The sequence below is a fragment of the Chryseobacterium sp. 7 genome, from assembly GCF_003663845.1.
Taxonomy (GTDB): Bacteria; Bacteroidota; Bacteroidia; order Flavobacteriales; family Weeksellaceae; genus Chryseobacterium.
In genome coordinates this window covers 2,942,269-2,959,998 of record NZ_RCCA01000001.1, presented here as the reverse complement: position 1 = coordinate 2,959,998, position 17,730 = coordinate 2,942,269, and the positions used below count along the sequence as shown (strand labels likewise).

General features: G+C 34.6%; 15 protein-coding genes. 8 read left to right on the top strand and 7 right to left on the bottom strand.

What is annotated here, in order from left to right:
- Window positions 1–5: 5 nt before the first annotated feature.
- Window positions 6–506 carry a hypothetical protein gene (locus tag CLU97_RS13660; RefSeq protein WP_121488418.1) on the top strand — a complete coding sequence of 167 codons (501 nt, stop codon included), beginning with the start codon at window positions 6–8 and terminating at the stop codon, window positions 504–506.
- 1,259 nt (window positions 507–1,765) lie between these two features.
- The gene (locus tag CLU97_RS13655) at window positions 1,766–2,728 is read left to right on the top strand and encodes a hypothetical protein (protein ID WP_147436487.1); all 963 of its coding nucleotides are present in this window, start codon (window positions 1,766–1,768) and stop codon (window positions 2,726–2,728) included.
- 642 nt (window positions 2,729–3,370) lie between these two features.
- On the opposite strand, the gene CLU97_RS13650 is transcribed toward CLU97_RS13655, so the two are convergent.
- From CLU97_RS13650 to mnmE, 6 genes are all read right to left on the bottom strand, one after another.
- Complete coding sequence (locus tag CLU97_RS13650; protein WP_183084570.1) at window positions 3,371–3,991, bottom strand: LuxR C-terminal-related transcriptional regulator; 621 nt, start codon at window positions 3,989–3,991, stop codon at window positions 3,371–3,373.
- A 998-nt stretch (window positions 3,992–4,989) separates the two neighbouring features.
- On the bottom strand, window positions 4,990–6,036 hold the full coding sequence (locus CLU97_RS13645; RefSeq protein ID WP_121488415.1) for a threonine aldolase family protein: 1,047 nt from the start codon (window positions 6,034–6,036) through the stop codon (window positions 4,990–4,992).
- A gap of 188 nt (window positions 6,037–6,224) precedes the next feature.
- Window positions 6,225–7,022 carry a LuxR C-terminal-related transcriptional regulator gene (locus tag CLU97_RS13640; protein WP_121489746.1) on the bottom strand — a complete coding sequence of 266 codons (798 nt, stop codon included), beginning with the start codon at window positions 7,020–7,022 and terminating at the stop codon, window positions 6,225–6,227.
- 528 nt (window positions 7,023–7,550) lie between these two features.
- Window positions 7,551–7,655, bottom strand: a complete 105-nt coding sequence (locus CLU97_RS24385; RefSeq protein ID WP_410493383.1) for a hypothetical protein — start codon at window positions 7,653–7,655, stop codon at window positions 7,551–7,553.
- 28 nt (window positions 7,656–7,683) lie between these two features.
- Window positions 7,684–7,800, bottom strand: a complete 117-nt coding sequence (locus CLU97_RS24380) for a hypothetical protein (protein WP_121488413.1) — start codon at window positions 7,798–7,800, stop codon at window positions 7,684–7,686.
- A gap of 80 nt (window positions 7,801–7,880) precedes the next feature.
- A complete protein-coding gene (gene mnmE / locus CLU97_RS13625) occupies window positions 7,881–9,266 on the bottom strand; it encodes a tRNA uridine-5-carboxymethylaminomethyl(34) synthesis GTPase MnmE (protein WP_121488412.1) in 1,386 nt (461 codons plus the stop codon).
- A gap of 455 nt (window positions 9,267–9,721) precedes the next feature.
- On the opposite strand from mnmE, the gene CLU97_RS13620 reads away from it, so the two are divergent.
- Together CLU97_RS13620 and CLU97_RS13615 are read left to right on the top strand one after the other, a co-directional pair.
- Window positions 9,722–10,738: a hypothetical protein gene (locus tag CLU97_RS13620; RefSeq protein WP_147436486.1), complete on the top strand. Its 1,017-nt coding sequence runs from the start codon at window positions 9,722–9,724 to the stop codon at window positions 10,736–10,738.
- Window positions 10,739–10,755: 17 nt separating this feature from the next.
- Window positions 10,756–11,262: a hypothetical protein gene (locus CLU97_RS13615; protein ID WP_121488410.1), complete on the top strand. Its 507-nt coding sequence runs from the start codon at window positions 10,756–10,758 to the stop codon at window positions 11,260–11,262.
- Between the two features lie 137 nt (window positions 11,263–11,399).
- On the opposite strand, the gene CLU97_RS13610 is transcribed toward CLU97_RS13615, so the two are convergent.
- Window positions 11,400–11,870: an Lrp/AsnC family transcriptional regulator gene (locus tag CLU97_RS13610; protein ID WP_121488409.1), complete on the bottom strand. Its 471-nt coding sequence runs from the start codon at window positions 11,868–11,870 to the stop codon at window positions 11,400–11,402.
- Window positions 11,871–12,012: 142 nt separating this feature from the next.
- Between CLU97_RS13610 and CLU97_RS13605 the strand changes: the two genes are divergently transcribed.
- The 4 genes from CLU97_RS13605 (at window position 12,013) to CLU97_RS13590 (ending at window position 17,587) form a co-directional block, all read left to right on the top strand.
- Window positions 12,013–13,401 carry an MFS transporter gene (locus tag CLU97_RS13605; protein ID WP_121488408.1) on the top strand — a complete coding sequence of 463 codons (1,389 nt, stop codon included), beginning with the start codon at window positions 12,013–12,015 and terminating at the stop codon, window positions 13,399–13,401.
- 117 nt (window positions 13,402–13,518) lie between these two features.
- Window positions 13,519–14,268, top strand: a complete 750-nt coding sequence (locus CLU97_RS13600; protein WP_121488407.1) for a metallophosphoesterase — start codon at window positions 13,519–13,521, stop codon at window positions 14,266–14,268.
- A gap of 203 nt (window positions 14,269–14,471) precedes the next feature.
- The gene (locus CLU97_RS13595) at window positions 14,472–15,023 is read left to right on the top strand and encodes a DUF2652 domain-containing protein (protein ID WP_121488406.1); all 552 of its coding nucleotides are present in this window, start codon (window positions 14,472–14,474) and stop codon (window positions 15,021–15,023) included.
- Between the two features lie 377 nt (window positions 15,024–15,400).
- Entirely contained in the window at window positions 15,401–17,587 is a 2,187-nt protein-coding gene (locus tag CLU97_RS13590; protein ID WP_121488405.1) for an outer membrane beta-barrel family protein, read from the top strand.
- Window positions 17,588–17,730 lie beyond the last annotated feature (143 nt).

The following is a 17,730-nucleotide window of genomic DNA, read 5'->3' as shown; positions in this document are numbered from 1 at the left end:
CTACAATGAAAAAAATAATATTAACAACAGTCATTTTTGCCGGCTTTTCCTGTCTGACAGCACAGGTGGGCATGGGTAAAGCCTCTGTAGACGGAGATGCTATTCTGGATTTTCCTTTATCCAATGCAGGAATTATCCTTCCGATAGTAGACGCACTCCCAACTGGGGTTGCAGCCAGTAACGGAACATTTTTACTTGATAAAACAGACAATATCGTAAAAATGCGGCAAAATGATCTGTGGGTTTCCTTATCGGATGCAGGAAATCTTACAGGCACAATGCCGAATACATCTGCCGAACAGGGAGGAGGTGTCATTATTGGCGCTGCAAGCTCTCCGGCACAAGGTGTTTTGGTACTTGAATCTGCCAGCAAGGCTTTAGTTCTGCCAAAAGTTAACGATCCTGTAGCAAACATGAAAAGTCCCATAGCAGGAACAGTGTGCTATGATACAGTAAGTAAAACAATGGCTGTATTTGATGGAGTAAAATGGAGCTTCTGGAAATAGAACTATTTTAACAGTAAATAAGTAAGGTCGGTACATTTGTACTGACCTTTTTTATTATAAATTTAACAATTTGTGCTGTTGTTTCTATGAGAATCTCCTTTATATCTTCAAGTACTCAAAATCTCGAAGATATGCTATTTGAATTTGTTGATGAACCTTTGTAGAATTCAAGATAAAGACTTATTAGTCCATCTTTTAGCTTTTTTTGTTATAAGCTTTTTTTTCATCGTGTAATTTTTGAGAGGTACTTTTGTACATATTTTTAAGATAGAAGGGTACATAAGTAGTACTATCTCTTGAATAATATCTTTAGCCTCAATTGGATTACCTAGACTAATTAAGGTTTCTATAATTGTTGAAGGTTATATATGATCTTTTGTTTTGTAAGCTAAAAAATATAATAACGCTTCTGAGCTTAATAAATTGAAACATTTTTTATCTGTATTCCAAGAGATCTCATTGATGAAACTATCAAAATTTGCTTTAAACGAATTGCTTACAATAATGAAACCTATTTTCTTCATTTTATAATTTCGGAAGTTGTAATTTTGATATATTCTTTTATCGCTCTATCATCAACACCTAAACTTTAACCATTACTATAGGGTAGATAAGATTGACATTTTTATCTGTGAATTCATTTTTATTCTCAAATTCTTTTAGATAGGATAATATTGATTTAACAGTCTTTACCGGAATTTCGATTGACTTATTTCTTTCAACTTTTTTATTCTCGAGATATAGAGAAAATTTCATATTTTATGCTAATTTTTAATTTTCATATGATATTTTCATATTTATTTTTATTTTAATTTATTTTATTCTACAGTAACACTGATTATTAGTGTAATAAATAGTATGCTATTTTCTCATAATCACCTAAGAAATAGCAGATATCTACTATTTCTTAGGTGACTGAATATCAATAGTTTTGTGAAAAGTATTATGAAACACATAGGTGATTAAAAATGTAACTTAAGAACTGTATCTCTTTTTGTTGGCAATGTAATATTCTTCTAATTAAGAATTTATATAATCAAATTTAGATACCTAGGCTAAAAATTAATTGGGTACTGCAAATTCTAAAAATCAAGTACTTGTTCCAAGGATAAATAATTTATCAACTACTGTTTCTTTACGTGTGCAATTAATTACTGTATATTATATAGTGATCAATTACAATTAAAAAATTTTATAAACATATATATTCAAGGATGAAAAAGTTAAAATTAAACATTATATTGCTTTTTGTTGGCAATATGCTATTATCCCAAGTTGGGATTAATACACCATCACCTGAAGCAACATTAGATGTTAGGGCTAAAAATCATTTGGGAGCGGTGACTTCTAAAGACGGAGTACTTGTTCCAAGGGTGAATGATTTATCGGCTAGTGGTTCTATAAATGGACAATTGGTTTATCTCATAGCAGATAGTGGAATTTTCAAGAAAGGATTCTATTATTGGAATGGCGCTGCATGGGTTGGTTTTGGGAATGCTAAAGCAGAAGATACCACCAATGATGCCTGGATTAATGATGCTGTAAACACAAGAGTTAAATTAAATTCTCAATCTGACGGATCTACAGCAAGACCTCTAGGAACAGAAATGGTGATACTGGATACAGGTAATGTAGGTATTGGAATTGATTCACCGACTAATAAAACTGACATCAATGGAGATTTAAGAGTTCGAACAATGATCACCGGGCAAAATACAGAATACATTTTATCTGCGGATTCAAATGGTGTACTGCATAGAACTACCCTGACCCCACAGACTGTTGGTGATACTAATACCACAGGCTCAACAATTCTTAAAAACCAGTATTTTGCTACCATGGCTGATGGCACTAAAACCATAACAGCAGGAGCTGTAGAGGTAAGGATTTTTCCTCTTAATGGTAACAATACACAGTATAATTATCCGCAATTACGATTGATTTCCCCGCCCGCATCAAATATTTCTGTAGTTGTATTAGATGATGAAACATACAATTCTGGTGGAACTCAGGGATCAGTAGCAACACTAAACTTTACACCAGCAAACTACAATAATTGGCAAGTTGTGGGAAATGGAACTTTGAATATAGATGAGAAAAATATCCTGACATTTTCTATTCCAGGCTCCCTTGATCTATACAGAGTGACATGCTATGTTACCAAAAATTCTGATATTGCCGGCCAAGAAAGGTTATATAACTTGGTAATGGAAAAGTTTTAGAATTTTTTTACTTATAAATTTATATACATTTATTTTAAAATCATGATAAATTTATGGAGGTACACTAATAAGCTATAGTAAAAACTTAGAATAGTAAATTAAAATGTTTACAGAGCTATATCTGCATTTAAAAAAAACACCAGAGATTAATCTTTGGTGTTTTTTGCTAAAATTCATCCTGACAATTTCTTAGTAAATGCACAAAATAATTATCACTGACTAATTGTTGATGTTGCTGTGTTTTTTATAAATCAGGTCAAAAATTTTATCGTTAGCATACTGTCGATTATTCTTTTTAAAACTTTAAATAATTGATACCTGCTATTTTCAAATCGATTGAAAATGAATACCTCTATCAATAGACGAACTTTGACTTTTATTTGAAAAATATTAAACAATATATCGCTCTTTTATCACAAGTTTAGATATTATAGGCACAGGATTTATATGGCTTCTTAAAGCATGAAAAATAAAGACCCACTCCTGCTAATCTATTTGTAAAACACTACAAATATGAGTTATAAATCCAACATATAAAAGGCCGTTCCACAATTATGGGACGGCCTTTTCTGGCATATGATAATTAGTTGGTTGTTATTACTTGTAAAGTTCGGGAATATCAAAATTAAAATCGCACAACGATTAACCCTTCAGGTCTCCGCCAAGGTGTGTCATAGTAAATGCTACCAACTCCCCGGTAGTTTTGGTATTGGTCTTTTGTCTCAGATTACGCTTATGATTCTCTACGGTATGGTAAGAAATGAATAATGCCTTTGCGATTTGCGGTGTATTGTAACCCTTAAATATCAAGGTCATTATTTCTTTCTCTCTTTTGGTAAGGATCAGTGGACTGATCTGCACAGGTTGGATTTGCTGCTCTGTATAGATATAATGGGTGACTTTGTTGATATTATGATCCATCATTGAGAGCAGTGGGGTATCTCTAATTTGCATTCCATTAAGATCATAAAATATTGTAAGGGCACTTTCAATTTGCTGATTTCCGTTGATAACCGGCTGTGCGAACTGCATCAGCACCCAGCGATAAGTTCCGGCCTTATTGAGCATACGGACCTGAATACTAAATCTAATACCCTCTCTGTATACTACATCCATACTAAGGTAGGTAGTTGCTATAAAGTGAATGGCCGACCTTAAAAAGACTCTGTCATCACGATAATAAAGTTCACTAAAAAAATCAAAGTCCTGCTTGAGCCAGTCTTGTTTGGTATAGGGTGTAAACTCATCAATATTATCACTCACCCGCTCCAGGTTTAAGTTGTAATTATTAGATATGTGCCAGAAATACGGTGCAATTGCAAAGTCCTTTATCCTATCTATTTCCTTAGCAAAAATCTTGTAATAATCTATGCCGTGTCCCTCTTCTTCTATTTTAAAAAAACGAATAAAAGCATCACTATCAATATAATTTAATTTCTCCATTGTTTATTTGTGTCTTTCATTTGTTCAGCAGACCAGTCCACGAACTACAGCAAAAAATTGGTAATAAAAAAAGGACTGATATTTCCAACCATCAACAAGACAAAGTAAGCTAATGCCATAGAAATATAAAATGATAGATTTCCATTATTTATTTTAACCAGTTGTTCTAATAATTTTTGTAATAAAGAAACTCAACTGAAAAAAAATGGATATTAATGATGGAGAAATTACAGCTGATAAACTTTTTTTGATATATAGAAAATATTGATATCTAATAAATTTTTGACTGAATTGTCATCTAGACATCAAAATCTTACTATTAACAACTAATGAAGTCATAGAAAGAAAAACAGAAACCAATATATCACCCAAGCTTTTTAATGATCAGCTTAGTACATTATTACTTATAAAATCATAGAAAGACCCTTCATCTAAGAATAAGACAGTATGATTTGCAGACTATAAGGGAATAAATAATTTCTCAACCAATACTATTTTTTCTATGTGATATTCAGGGATAAATAATTTTAGCTACTATTCGGGAAAGTAGACTAGATTATAAAGATCATTTATAACACAGATCCTGGATTTAATTATAAAAATGGAGAGATTTTTTAGAGGAAAAGAGATAATGCAAATCTTCACCATAGTAATATGGGAAAAGATATTGTTTAGATAAAAAAATAATATAGTAAATAGAGAAAGCTAATGCTTAGTTAGATATGTTCAGAGTGTAATTGGTTATATTTGAAACGTTACATATCACATAGATAAGCCTGTATTATTTAGCTTCCTCTATAAAGTGTAAACAGCTTTTATTAAGAAGAACACCCTACCATTCTTCTCTTAAACTCCTCTATATCAGAATCTGTTATTTGTAGGTAGGTGACAAATCGTACCAACCGATCTCCAAATGCAGTGCACAGTATATTCTTATCTTTCATTTTTGCCACAAAATCTATAGCATTACAGTTCCTTGGGGTTATCATGATAATATTGGTAGAAATGGGCATTACTTCTTCGGCATATCCGCTTTTTTTTAATATTTCACCAATCTGTTTTGCCCGCCGGTGATCTTCTTTCAATAAAGGGATATGATGATCGAGAGCATAGATCCCAGCTGCCGCAAGCGATCCTGCTTGCCGCCATCCCCCGCCCATCAATTTTCTGAAACGACGGGTCTTATCAATAAATGATCTTTTGCCAATGATCACTGACCCAATAGGTGAGCCCAGCCCCTTTGACAGACAAATTGAAATGCTGTCGAAAACCTCTCCATAATCCTTGGGAGACTGTGGTGTTTCTGATATGGCATTGAAGAGCCTAGCACCATCCAGGTGCAGTATCAGCCCATTTTCTTCACAGACCTTTTTTATTTTCCGTATATCTTCGAAATCATAAAAAGCACCACCTCCTCTATTGGTTGTGTTTTCCAATGACACCAATCGGCTGATCGGTTGGTGTACATCAGACGGGTTATTAATTGATTCTTTCACTTGATGTGGAGCAATACGTCCAGAATCCCCATCGATGAGCTTGACCGAACATAATGCATTGACGGCAATGCCTCCGCCTTCATATAAATAAATATGCGAAGAACGGTCACATATCACCTCGTCTCCTGGACTAGTGTGGGCTTTTATGGCCAGCTGATTTGACATTGTACCACTTACACAAAACAGAGCAGCCTCCATTCCAAACATCTCAGCTACCTTTTTTTCCAACAGTGCCACCGTGGGGTCTTCTTTATATACATCATCTCCTAAGGGTGCCTTGTTCATAAACAGCACCATCTCCTCAGTAGGCGTTGTTAAGGTGTCGCTGCGAAGATCTATTATGTTGTTTTTTATTTTACCTTGTTTCATTAAATATTACATTAATTTTTTACATGGGTAAATTATAAAAATAGAAGCAATATAATTATAGTGGATATAAATCATTTTTACTTTCTAAATAAGTTTATTGTAAATATGATTTGAATAAGGATCTGGGAACCCAGCCACTTTAAAAGTGACAATACCTTACACATGAAATTTAAGAGACACAGCTAATCTCATACCATGAGCAGACTGTACTTCATGGTAAAAGCGATAAGCTCTGCAGAGGTTTTAGTATTGGTTTTCTTTCTGAGATTGCTTTTGTGATTTTCCACCGTATGATAGGATATAAAAAGCTTTTCTGCTATTTGCGGAGTATTCAGTCCCAGGGCCATCAGCTTTAGTATCTCTTTTTCGCGAGCAGTAATAGCAGGGATGTCAACATCTATTTCTTTGTGTACATCCTGATTCACATGTCTGAAATAATGCACCTCCTTATTAGACATATCAATAACTGATAATAATGGCAGACTTTGAATCACAAAATGGGAGAGATCATATACTAAGACTAGGGAAGACTGAATTTCAAAATTATCGTTTATGCGCTGTAGCGGAGATTGCAATAATATCCAACGGTAAGCACCGTTTGAATCAAGCATCCTGCCGTAATAATTGAATCGAATACCTTTTTTTCCTGACCTTAAGAGATTTAACCGCATTGTTGCGCTAAACACGAAGGCTCCCATAATCTGTGGTCTGTCATCCGGATGGAAAAGGCTCATGAAAAAATTGGTATCAGAGTTGATCCAGTCATTTTTGGTAAAAGGAGTAAATTGCTTTATGTTTGGACTTACAACCTCCGTCCTCATTTTGATATTGTTTGTAATGAACCAAAAGAAGGGACCTATGGCAAAATTTTCTGCACTGTTTATTGTATCTTCGAAAAAATCGTAGTAATTATTGTCCAAATCTCCTTTTTTAGAAAAAAAATCAAAAAGTTGTTCAATATTAATAGGATCAATATTTTTCTTCATAGCATTAACGGCTTTTTTATTATAACTTAAAATGTACTTTATAAAATACATGTAATTTAAGTGTATTTGAAAAATTCAAATACAAAGCCAAACTTTTTATTTTTAAATTTAATTTAAACAAATTGTTTAAGAATAATTCAATAATAGGTGAAATTTTCCATGAAATAAACATTGTTAAAAACACAAAACCGATAAAGGACAGACATTTTAAATCTTGTAAAATTGAATGTTTTTGATACCTAATAATTCCCTCGCTTGAGCAGAAATATAAAGATATTCTACACCCTCAGTTTTTTCCTGACGGTAATTTATTTTCGAAATCTCACCTTCATCTTTTACTTCATTCCAAACTAATGTATTAATATCTGACCATTGAAGACCAGATAGGCAAGAAAATAGAAATGTCCTTTTTAGAACATTATATTTACAGTCTGCTTTCGCTAAAGATTGCAACTCCTCAAAAGTTAAATATTCTCTATAGTTTTTGGCTTACTCGAAAGACTTGATTTTCGAAGCATAGTTTATAGATCAATATTTCTCATCAAATGCGTTTCTTAAAGCTGATTTAAATTTGCTGAAATATGAATATTTTGAGTTTTGGGAAAAAGGTAAGTCACTTTTTGTCCGGGACACATTATTGAAATAGTGCCGAACTTTTTGATCAAATCTTCATCCATTTCATCAAAAATAGTGTTTTTGGGAATGATTTTTTTAGATGCTGAAGTGCTGAAAACCAATTGCCATAATTATTTGAAGTATCTTTTTCCTGCTTTTCCATTATCTTTTCAGCAAAATAATTTAGGAAAGTGCTTTTAGCTTTTGTTGTATTTTTTTAATAAAACTTTCCCTGAACATATTCTACTTTCCGATACAAAACTTAGAAAAAATATTCCCCAGTACTTCATCATTGGTAACCTCTCCGGAAATTTCTCCGAGATGTTCCAGTGCATTTCTCAGCTCATAAGCCAGCAATTCCGTAGAAATCTGAAAAGAAATAGCTTCTTTCACCTTGTGAACAGCATCCATAGACTTTCTTAAGGCTTCAAAGTGGCGTTGATTAGTAATTACAACATTATTTTCTTCAGATTTCAAATGTTCCACATAGGATGAAAGCTCATTTTTCAGGTCCTGGATGTTTTGATTTTCAACAGCTGATATCTTAATGAAGTCAAACTCGTGAGAAATTGCATTTCTGAAAATGTCTTCTACAGCCTCGTATTGGGTTGGAATAACTTCGTCTATCTTTGTTGCACAGATAATCAGTTTCAGATCTTCTCTCAAAAGGGACCGAATCATTTCAATATCCTCTGAAAAATCTTTAGTAGCAGCATCCGCCAGATAAACAAGGATATTGGCATTTTCTACCTTTTCTTTAGCTTTTTTTACTCCGATTGCTTCAATTTCATCTACCGTTTCACGAAGTCCGGCCGTGTCAATCAGTCGGAAAGCGTGTCCTTTAATGTGAAGAACCTCTTCAATGGTATCTCTCGTTGTTCCTGCAATATTACTTACAATGGCTCTTTCTTCTTTTAAAAGAGAGTTCAGGAGGGTAGATTTTCCGGCATTCGGTTTTCCGATGATGGCAACGGCAGTTCCGTTTTTAATGGCATTTCCGTATTGGAAACTTTCAATCAGAGAATTTAATTTTAATTCAATTTTATCCAATAACCCATTTAAAGCACTTCTGTCTGCAAACTCTACATCTTCCTCTGCAAAATCCAGTTCCAGCTCAATCAAAGAAACAAAATTCAGAAGATCAGTTCTTAACAGGGAGATTTCATTGGTAATTCCTCCTTTCAGCTGATTAATGGCTACTTTTCTTGAAGCTTCATTATCAGATGCAATCACATCAGCAATCGCTTCTGCCTGGGAAAGGTCAATTCTTCCATTGATGAAAGCACGGAGTGTAAATTCACCCGCTTTAGCCATTCTCGCTCCATTTTTGATCAGTGTTTCAAGAATACGTTTTCCGATATGCGGGGAGCCGTGAAAAGCGATCTCCACAGAGTTTTCAGTGGTGAAACTTTTCGGAGCCAGAAAAATTGACAGCATTACTTCATCAATAGCTTCTTCCTCATCCATAAAATAACCGTAATGAATGGTATGGGATTTCTGTTTTTCCAGTTTTTTCGCCGGAAAACTTTTCTGAACTACAGATAAAGCTTCATTTCCAGAAACCCGGATGATGCCTAAAGCACCTATTCCATTGGCAGTAGCCAGCGCACATATCGTATCGTTATTCATGCTGCAAATTTACGGTTTTTAATGTGAATTTTAGCTGAGGTATGCCATTCAGATTATCTATTGTTTTATTCGGTGGGAAAATAAAGAAAATCAACGTGTGCTAAGATTTGTTTTGGTTAAAATAAAGCGCAAATTTTTATTAAACTATGATAAGAATTAGGTAAGAATAATAATTTTTATGTAAAAAATAGTCTTTCGGTTTTTGAGATTCCTGTTGAATATAAGATAGTGTAATGTAGCATTTTATTGACTTCTTTGAAGGTTTCCAAAAGTATATAGTGTTCGTATGAATTTCTTAATTAACAAAAAGTTAAACACTTGTTTGGTATGTTAATTGTTGAATAGTCGGTCGATGATGTTGAAAATTTAAATATTTTTCATTAAAACGGTGATAATTTGTTAAAATATTATAAATGTATATGAATAACCTATTCTTTTTAAATATTAATAAAAAAATGATTTTTTTATTGATGCTTGCTTTTAGCGCTTTAGCCTACGCTCAGTGCATTCCTTACACGGGGCAGGCCATGACAGGCGGAAATACTTATTGTCTTAACGGAACCCTTAGCGTAAGTACCAATATCAGTATCCCAAATGGTGCAACTCTTATTATTCAATCCGGGCAGCTGCAGTCTAGCAGTATTCAGGTTGATGGAGTATTGGAGATTGGTGACGGAACCAGTGTAAAGGCAACAGGAACCGTGAAAGTAGGAACTTTCGGATCTCAGAAAAATTCAAAAATTACATTAGGAACAAAGTCCTTTTTATCCCTTGTAGGATCTGTTATTCAGGAAGATCCAACCTTTGGTGGTTTTTATCCCGGAACAACTTCAGTTATAGAACTTGGAACCAGCAGTGTTGTAGAAATATGTGGAACATTTACCCAACAATCTACCACTTATCCATCTGTTGAATATGTCGGAATTCCTACCGGAAAAGCTTACTGTATTGCAAAAGCAGATGTAAGTGGAGGGGGAGGAGCTTCCATCATTAGTGATGACAGTCAGGTTGTTGCTATTGCTATGGGATCTGTAACCGGTTTAGGAATGGGAAATTCCAGCTTCTGCGGGCCCAACGCAACAAAAGCGATGTGTCCAGCCTTATGGCCCGATGGATTGTCTGAAGATAAATCAAGCTGTGGGAATGCTCCTGTGATTATTGATGATATTGATGGATTCTGTACAAAACCGGGACTTTCCGGAACTCCTGACGGATTTACCAAATTCGGAATTACTGTACAGCAGAAAAGTGATGCATGGCCGGAAAATATCCCTAACGGATTCTTAGCTATGGAATCAAAAAATAAAGGTTTTGTCATTACCAGGGTTCAGCATGTAAGTCAGACACCACAGCTTGGAGATGCCATTGCAGAGCCAAAAGAAGGAATGCTTCTTTATGATATTCAGGACAAATGCGTAAAGCTTTATAATGGCACCGAATGGAAATGTGTACAAAAAAGCTGTAATGATTAATCTAACCGGTAAATAGTATGAAAAATATAAGTATAGTTGCGGCTTTGGTTGTTTTTAACTCATTCTTTGCTCAGATAGGCATTGGCAAGCAGAATATAGATGGAAGAAGTACTGTGTTGGATTTTGATAATGGAGCCGGAAATACAAAAGGTTTAATTCTTCCTGCCACATCCGGATTTCCTACAGGAGCTTTGGTAAACGGAACCTTCATCTTTGATGTTACAGATAAAAAAGTAAAAGTCTATGAAAATGACGTCTGGAAGTCCTTGTCAGATACCGGAAATTCAAATGCAATTGCTACAAATAATTCTGCAGAAACAGGTAAAGGAGTAATTATGGGAGAAACGACAAGTGCTGCCGATGGCGTATTGGTTCTGGAATCTCAGGATAAAGCAATGATCCTTCCCAAAATAGCTACACCACATCTTAATGTAAAAAATCCTTATCCGGGTATGATCTGCTATGATACCACCAGCAAAACACTGGCAGTTTTTGACGGATCAGTCTGGAATTACTGGAAATAACTTAAAATAATAGAATGAAACTGTATCAAAAGCCAAATAATTTGGCTTTTGTCATTCTTATATAGGAAAAATCCCATGGAAATCTAATGGGTAATATTCCTTACTCATTTCTGAAATCACAATGCAGAATTTTTAGCTTAAACAATCTGCACACTTTCCTTAATGCTGTTCATCACAAAAATACTCTTAGTCTGCCCAATTCCCTCAATTTCTGATAGTTTATTCACAAAAAACTCATGGAATTCATCCATATTGGGAGCAAGGATTTTCAACATAAAATCAAAATCTCCGCTGATGTTGTAAAATTCTACAACTTCCTTCAGTTTACTAACTTCCTCAATGAATTTTCCTGCTGTTTTCTTATTGTGAACATTCAAAGCGATCATACAGATTACCATCATTCCTTTGTTGACCTTTTTGCGGTCTACCACGGCAGTATATTCTTTAATGATTCCCTGTTTTTCCATACGCTTAATGCGTTCATGAGTAGGAGTAGGGCTCAGATTGATTCTCGCCGAAATATCACGGACGCTCATCTTTGCATCTTTCTGAAGAAGGCGCAGGATAGACAGGTCTTTTTCGTCAGGAATGTAATTTTCAGTTGCCATTTTGTTCTGTTTTTATAGATTGTTTTTGGTAATTCAGGTGTTTTGTTCTTTTATATATTTTATATTTTAAATATTGTTCCAAATTTAAGGTTAAATTTTCAAATTCGTTCTGTTAATTTTAATTTTGCAGGAAATTTGAAACATGGATACAAGGAAGAATTTAATATTAATTTTAGCATCGGTAGGAACATTTGTGGAGGCGTTGGATATTGCCATTATTAATTTAACAATTCCTTCTATTCAGCAGCAGTTTCATATTGGGGCAGAAACGGTTCAGTGGTTACAAACCCTGTATGTTTTGTTTTTTGGTGGATTTCTGATCATTGGAGGAAAGCTTTCAGACCAAATCGGAAGGAAGAAAATGTTTTTATGGGGAGCCCTGATTTTTATGCTGACTTCGTTAGGGGCAGGATTATCCCAGAATTTTGAAGTATTGGCAATATTCCGTGCTTTGCAGGGGTTGGGAGCCGCATTGGTAATGCCAGCAGCACTATCCATTGTGACCAATACCTTCAGAGGAGAGCAGGAGAGAAATCGTGCCATCGGAATTTTCAGCTCATTTGCGGCTATTGGTTCCGGAAGCGGTCTTTCAGTAGGCGGAATTATCAGTACTTATTTAAGCTGGCATTGGGTTTTCCTTATTAATGTCCCTATTCTTTTAATTACGCTTATACTGTCTTGCTATTACCTGCCTGTAGATGAAAAAAACGAAACTGTGCAGAAAACAGATTTGGTTTCAGGGGTATTAATGGTATTAGGATTATTAAGTTTAACATACGGAACTCACGAATTGGTTCATATCAAAGAGCAGCCTTTCTTAGTAACAGGTTCTCTGGTGTTGGCCTTAGTGCTGCTTGTAATGGTCTATTACCGTTTAAAATCCGTTGCTGAGCCTTTGGTGGATTTACAATTGTTTAAACATAAATCTCTGGTAGTTTCCAATGCTGTATTCTTTACTTTGGGAGCATTTTTTATTGGATTTTTATTTCTTATTTCACTGATGCTTCAAAAAGATATGGGCCACAGTGCTGCTTCCGCAGGATTAATGTTGGTTCCGTTCAGTGTCCTGTCTGCTTTAACGGCTAAATTCATTCTGCCACAAATATCAAAACGTCTGAGTTCTTCTCAAATGGGTATTTTAGGATGGTCATTTATGCTGGCTGGAGGATTATTACTGTTGATTTCCGTTTATACAGGACATCCGCTAACAATAGTATTACTGGGAGCAGCATGTATTTCCGGAGTAGGAATGACGTTTTGTTTTACCGCGCTTTCAGTCATGGGAATTCAGGATGTTGAGCCTGCACATTACGGATTAGCATCAAGTTTGAGCTCTACAAGTTACTTTCTGGGAGCGGGAATCGGGCTGTCTTTCATGACGTTAATGAGCCAGGTTTTTCCGTCAGAACTATCAGTTGGAAGCCTGAATCTGATTATTTTGATCAGTTATGCTCTCTTAGCACTCGGAATGCTATTCTATTTTATATTGAAAAGCGTAAAAGTGAAGCACACAGAAGTTGCTGTTTCATAATAGTCTTAAAAATATACAAACTATATGACGAAAGAATCGGTGCTTAGGTGCCGGTTCTTTTTTTGCCTTCTTGCCATTCTATTTTCCCTTTATTACCTTTGCCATTTACTGCATATCATGAAAATACAGGTCATCAGCGATCTTCACCGGGAATTTGGAAGTACGGAACTATGTTTTGATCGTTCAGATATTGTTGTGCTGGCTGGTGATGTTAACTTGGGAACCAAAGGCATAGAATGGATTAAAAAAGCGATACCCAATAAACCTGTAATCTATGTTTTGGGCAATCACGAATATTATAAAGGGTCATATCCAAAAACACTCGATAAGATCAAGGAAGCAGCATTGAATTCTAATGTTCATGTGCTTGAAAACTCATTTGTGGATATTGATGATATTCGTTTTCATGGATCAACTTTATGGACGGATTTTTCAATCTTTGGGAACCCGGTTCAGTATGGAATGCTGTGCCAGCCTAAAATGAATGACTATAAAATGATCAGAAGAGATCCTTCTTACTCAAAAATGAAGACAATAGATACCTTTAAAATTCATCAGCTTTCAAAACAATGGCTTATAGAAAGTCTTGAAGATTCAAAAGGGCTTAAAAATATTGTTGTTACCCATCATGCGCCCAGTATACAATCTGTTCCGGAACATTATAAAGAAGATCCGTTAACAGCGGCTTATGCTTCTGATCTGGAAGATTTAATTTCAGAATATCAACCTTTGTACTGGATTCACGGACATATTCATACACCATGCAGATATAAGATCGGAGAAACAGAAATCATTTGCAATCCTCATGGCTATATTGATGAAAAATATAATGGCTATGATAAAGAATTAATTGTTTTTATTGAGTAATGTGTTGAAGATGAGTTTCACTTTAAGCTTAAAAATCAGAATGATTCATCTTAACTATACTTTATTCTTAAATCTATTCTTAATGGTTTTGATATATTTTACACCTAAAAAATGATACTTCCTAATTTATATCAGAAATCATAAGGTAAAATTAAATCTGCTTCGTCTGTAATGATGAATCAGGTTTTTAATTCACTATCATTATGGAAACAAATATACAAGAGGGGATCATTCTAATTCCGGATTTCAGCGGATTTACGGAATTTGTGTTCAATACAAAACTGTATACAGGCGAGTATATTGTGCGACAATTATTGTCTACACTCATAGATGTGAATGATCAGTATTTTGAAATTTCCGAGATTGAAGGAGACGCCATTTTATTTTACCGTTATGATGAAAGTCCGTCTTACCAGAGTATTTCAACAATGCTGTGGAAGATGAGAAGTGCCTTTAACAGAAAGATAGAAGAATTGAGTAAAAGTTTAAGTACAAAAATTGATCTGGCTCTTAAGTTTATTGTTCATTACGGATCTTTTTCACAATATAATATTGGAAACTTCAGAAAATTATATGGAAAAACAATTGTAGAAGCTCATCAGCTTTTGAAAAACGGAATGGCAGAACAGCCTTCTTATGCACTTTTCAGCAATTCTTTTCTGGAAAGCAGTAAAAATAAGAAATCTGACTTTAATAAAGATCCGTATCGCCTGCCTGAAGTAGGCGTTATCCATTATTTTGAAAGTTTAAACTAGCATATATTTTAATAATATTCCTTGTAAATTTGCTATTGCTAGCGGCCCGGGTGAGATCCGGGCTTTTTTGTTCATACCTCTTTTGAAAATTCGGTTAAGATCTGTTTGCTTTATGGGTAATCATTAAAAAAATCATATTTTTTAGGTGAATTTTAAAGATTTTTCAATAAAATTTAAATTGAAGATAAAAAGTATTTTTAAGAATAATTATTACGAAAGTGATTTATATTGAGTTTCTTTTTTGAGAAATTTATACTGTTTTTAATTTTATGTTTAAAAGTGACTTCGGTATCTTGCTGTGAATTAAGTATTTATTTTATTTTTTGATGTAACGAATGTATGAAGATAGTGGTCTTATAGAAAAACTATAATTTCACATGAAAGTAATTATATTTCCAATAGCAATATTAGCAGGTTCATTAGCAATGGCTCAGCAAGCTCCGGCTCCGGCTGCAAAGGATACTGTAAAAGGAAATGCAAAAGAGATAGAAGCGGTTACTCTGGTGGCCAGAAAACCGACTGTAGAATCCAAGATAGACAGAACTGTATTTAATGTAGCCAACAGTGCAATTCTGGCCGGAAATACAACATGGGATGTCCTGAGAATGACTCCTTTGGTAAGTATTGATAACAATGATGATGTAAAAGCCGAAGGGCAAATGGTAACGGTATACATCAACGACAGAAAATCTGTTTTTACCGGAAAAGAACTGAAGGAATATCTTAAAACAATTCCTGCTGACAACCTTATGAAAATTGAGGTGATTACCAGCCCTTCCTCCCGTTATGAAACTTCAGGATCTGTGATCAATATTGTTCTGAAAAAAAGAGATGACGAAGGAATAAAAGGGAGCATCTCCCTCAATAACAGACAAAGTACCAAAAATTCACAATACACAAACTTCAACCTGAATTACCATAAGAAAAAGTTTACTCAAACCTTTATTGGAGGTTACAATAGTGGAAATTATGTACAAAAGACTCAAACATGGGACAACCGGTATGCTACAAATAAACTGACTCAGTTCAATTTGGAGAACGTCATGAGAAACGAAAGTCCGTCTCTTTCTTCTACTTCAGAATTCGAACTGAATGATAAAAATAATATCGGATTTGTAGCGGAGTATTCACAGAGCAGAAATTTGTCCCTGGCAGAATCTAATGGAATGATCTTCAATAATGGAGAGCCTGGTGACTCTTTTAATCAGACTCAAAATATCTGGGGGTTCAACCGTAATCTTGGAACAAATGCTTTTTACAAGTATTATGATAAGGAAAAGAACAGAATTTTAGATATTAATTTAGGAACCAACTATTCCAGCAATGACAATGATAATTTAATTGATAAGCAGATTATTAATCAGACCGGGAGTTCTGCTCAGCAGCTTGGAGTTATCAGTTCCAATCAGATGCGTAATTATTATCTGAAAGTAGATTATACCCAGCCTTTAGGGAAATCCGGCGGTACCATAGAAGTAGGAGGGAAAACGGAAATTAACAATCATATTATTCCCAATAGCCTTTATGGATTCAGTATGGCGGATGTAAACTCCGAATTTTATAATCTGGCGAGAAATGATACTTTTCATTATGAAGACAATTTAAGCTCTTTATATGCCAACTACAGCAAAACATTCTTCAAAAAATTAGAAACAAGAATCGGGGTTCGTTATGAATATATTGATTATAAAGTAAGACAGGATGTAGCAGGTACGGAGAGAAGAGATGCATACGGGACATTTCTTCCCAATTTGTTGCTGAAGTACAGCTTTTCAGAGAAGTTTGATTTAAGCCTTACCTATAACCGAACTATCTGGAGACCATGGTATTCTGAATTTAATCCTTTCCTCGTGCCTGAAATTAACGGAACGTATTCCAGAGGAAATCTTTATCTGAATCCCAATCCGAATGACCGATTGTATATGAAATTCGGAATTCTGAAAAAGTACTTTATCTCTGCAAGATATATGCACACGAATCAGGATTACTGGACTACATATGTGACGGAAAACGGAAGAACGGTTTCATTACCCGGAAACTTCGATGGAAAAGTGGAGAAATATTATCTTTTTGCCAACACCAATCAGAACTTCCTGAAAAATAAACTGAATGTAAATGCCGGATTCGGATGGTACTATATTAATAATAAAGACTTTAATGAGAAAAATAAGCTGGGAGGAAAAGATTATATCAGTTATTGGGGAGCTTCCGCAAACGTATCTTACACGAATCTTTTCAATAAAAATATTAACCTAAGTGCATGGGTAGAGCTTGCGAACCAGAATAATGGAAACTCTTATGCGAATAATACCAACGTATTCCACAATATTTCAGTCACCAAAATATTCCCGAAAACACAGATGGAGCTGAGCATGCAGCTGATGAATATTTTTAAAAGACCTTATGGTGATAACACCACTTACAGCCCGGACGGAACTTTCAGAGAATACTCAAAATGGGACTGGTATGGTGTTTCTCTTACTTTTGTGAAACGTTTCGGAAATCAGAAGGTAAAAGAAAACACAAAAACCGACGTAGAGAAAAATGGCGGCGGTGGAAAATAACTCAAGATTTGTTAGATAAAAATGAAAGCAGGTTTCAAATTGAAATCTGTTTTTTATTTTAAGTGGGAAACTATTCACAAATTCTTGAACCATTAAGAATATATTACGCTGTTAAGAGAATTAAGAAAATATCTTAGATATTT

Excerpts from the sequence above, each read along its gene's own strand:
- CLU97_RS13655 (WP_147436487.1), top strand. The coding sequence starts at position 1,766 with ATGCTATTATCCCAAGTTGGGATTAATACACCATCACCTGAAGCAACA.
- CLU97_RS13595 (WP_121488406.1), top strand. The coding sequence starts at position 14,472 with ATGGAAACAAATATACAAGAGGGGATCATTCTAATTCCGGATTTCAGC.
- CLU97_RS13605 (WP_121488408.1), top strand. The coding sequence starts at position 12,013 with ATGGATACAAGGAAGAATTTAATATTAATTTTAGCATCGGTAGGAACA.
- CLU97_RS13600 (WP_121488407.1), top strand. The coding sequence starts at position 13,519 with ATGAAAATACAGGTCATCAGCGATCTTCACCGGGAATTTGGAAGTACG.
- CLU97_RS24380 (WP_121488413.1), bottom strand. The coding sequence starts at position 7,800 with ATGGAAAAGCAGGAAAAAGATACTTCAAATAATTATGGCAATTGGTTT.
- CLU97_RS13640 (WP_121489746.1), bottom strand. The coding sequence starts at position 7,022 with ATGAAGAAAAATATTGATCCTATTAATATTGAACAACTTTTTGATTTT.
- CLU97_RS13610 (WP_121488409.1), bottom strand. The coding sequence starts at position 11,870 with ATGGCAACTGAAAATTACATTCCTGACGAAAAAGACCTGTCTATCCTG.
- CLU97_RS13620 (WP_147436486.1), top strand. The coding sequence starts at position 9,722 with ATGATTTTTTTATTGATGCTTGCTTTTAGCGCTTTAGCCTACGCTCAG.
- CLU97_RS13615 (WP_121488410.1), top strand. The coding sequence starts at position 10,756 with ATGAAAAATATAAGTATAGTTGCGGCTTTGGTTGTTTTTAACTCATTC.
- CLU97_RS13660 (WP_121488418.1), top strand. The coding sequence starts at position 6 with ATGAAAAAAATAATATTAACAACAGTCATTTTTGCCGGCTTTTCCTGT.
- CLU97_RS13645 (WP_121488415.1), bottom strand. The coding sequence starts at position 6,036 with ATGAAACAAGGTAAAATAAAAAACAACATAATAGATCTTCGCAGCGAC.
- CLU97_RS13590 (WP_121488405.1), top strand. The coding sequence starts at position 15,401 with ATGAAAGTAATTATATTTCCAATAGCAATATTAGCAGGTTCATTAGCA.
- mnmE (WP_121488412.1), bottom strand. The coding sequence starts at position 9,266 with ATGAATAACGATACGATATGTGCGCTGGCTACTGCCAATGGAATAGGT.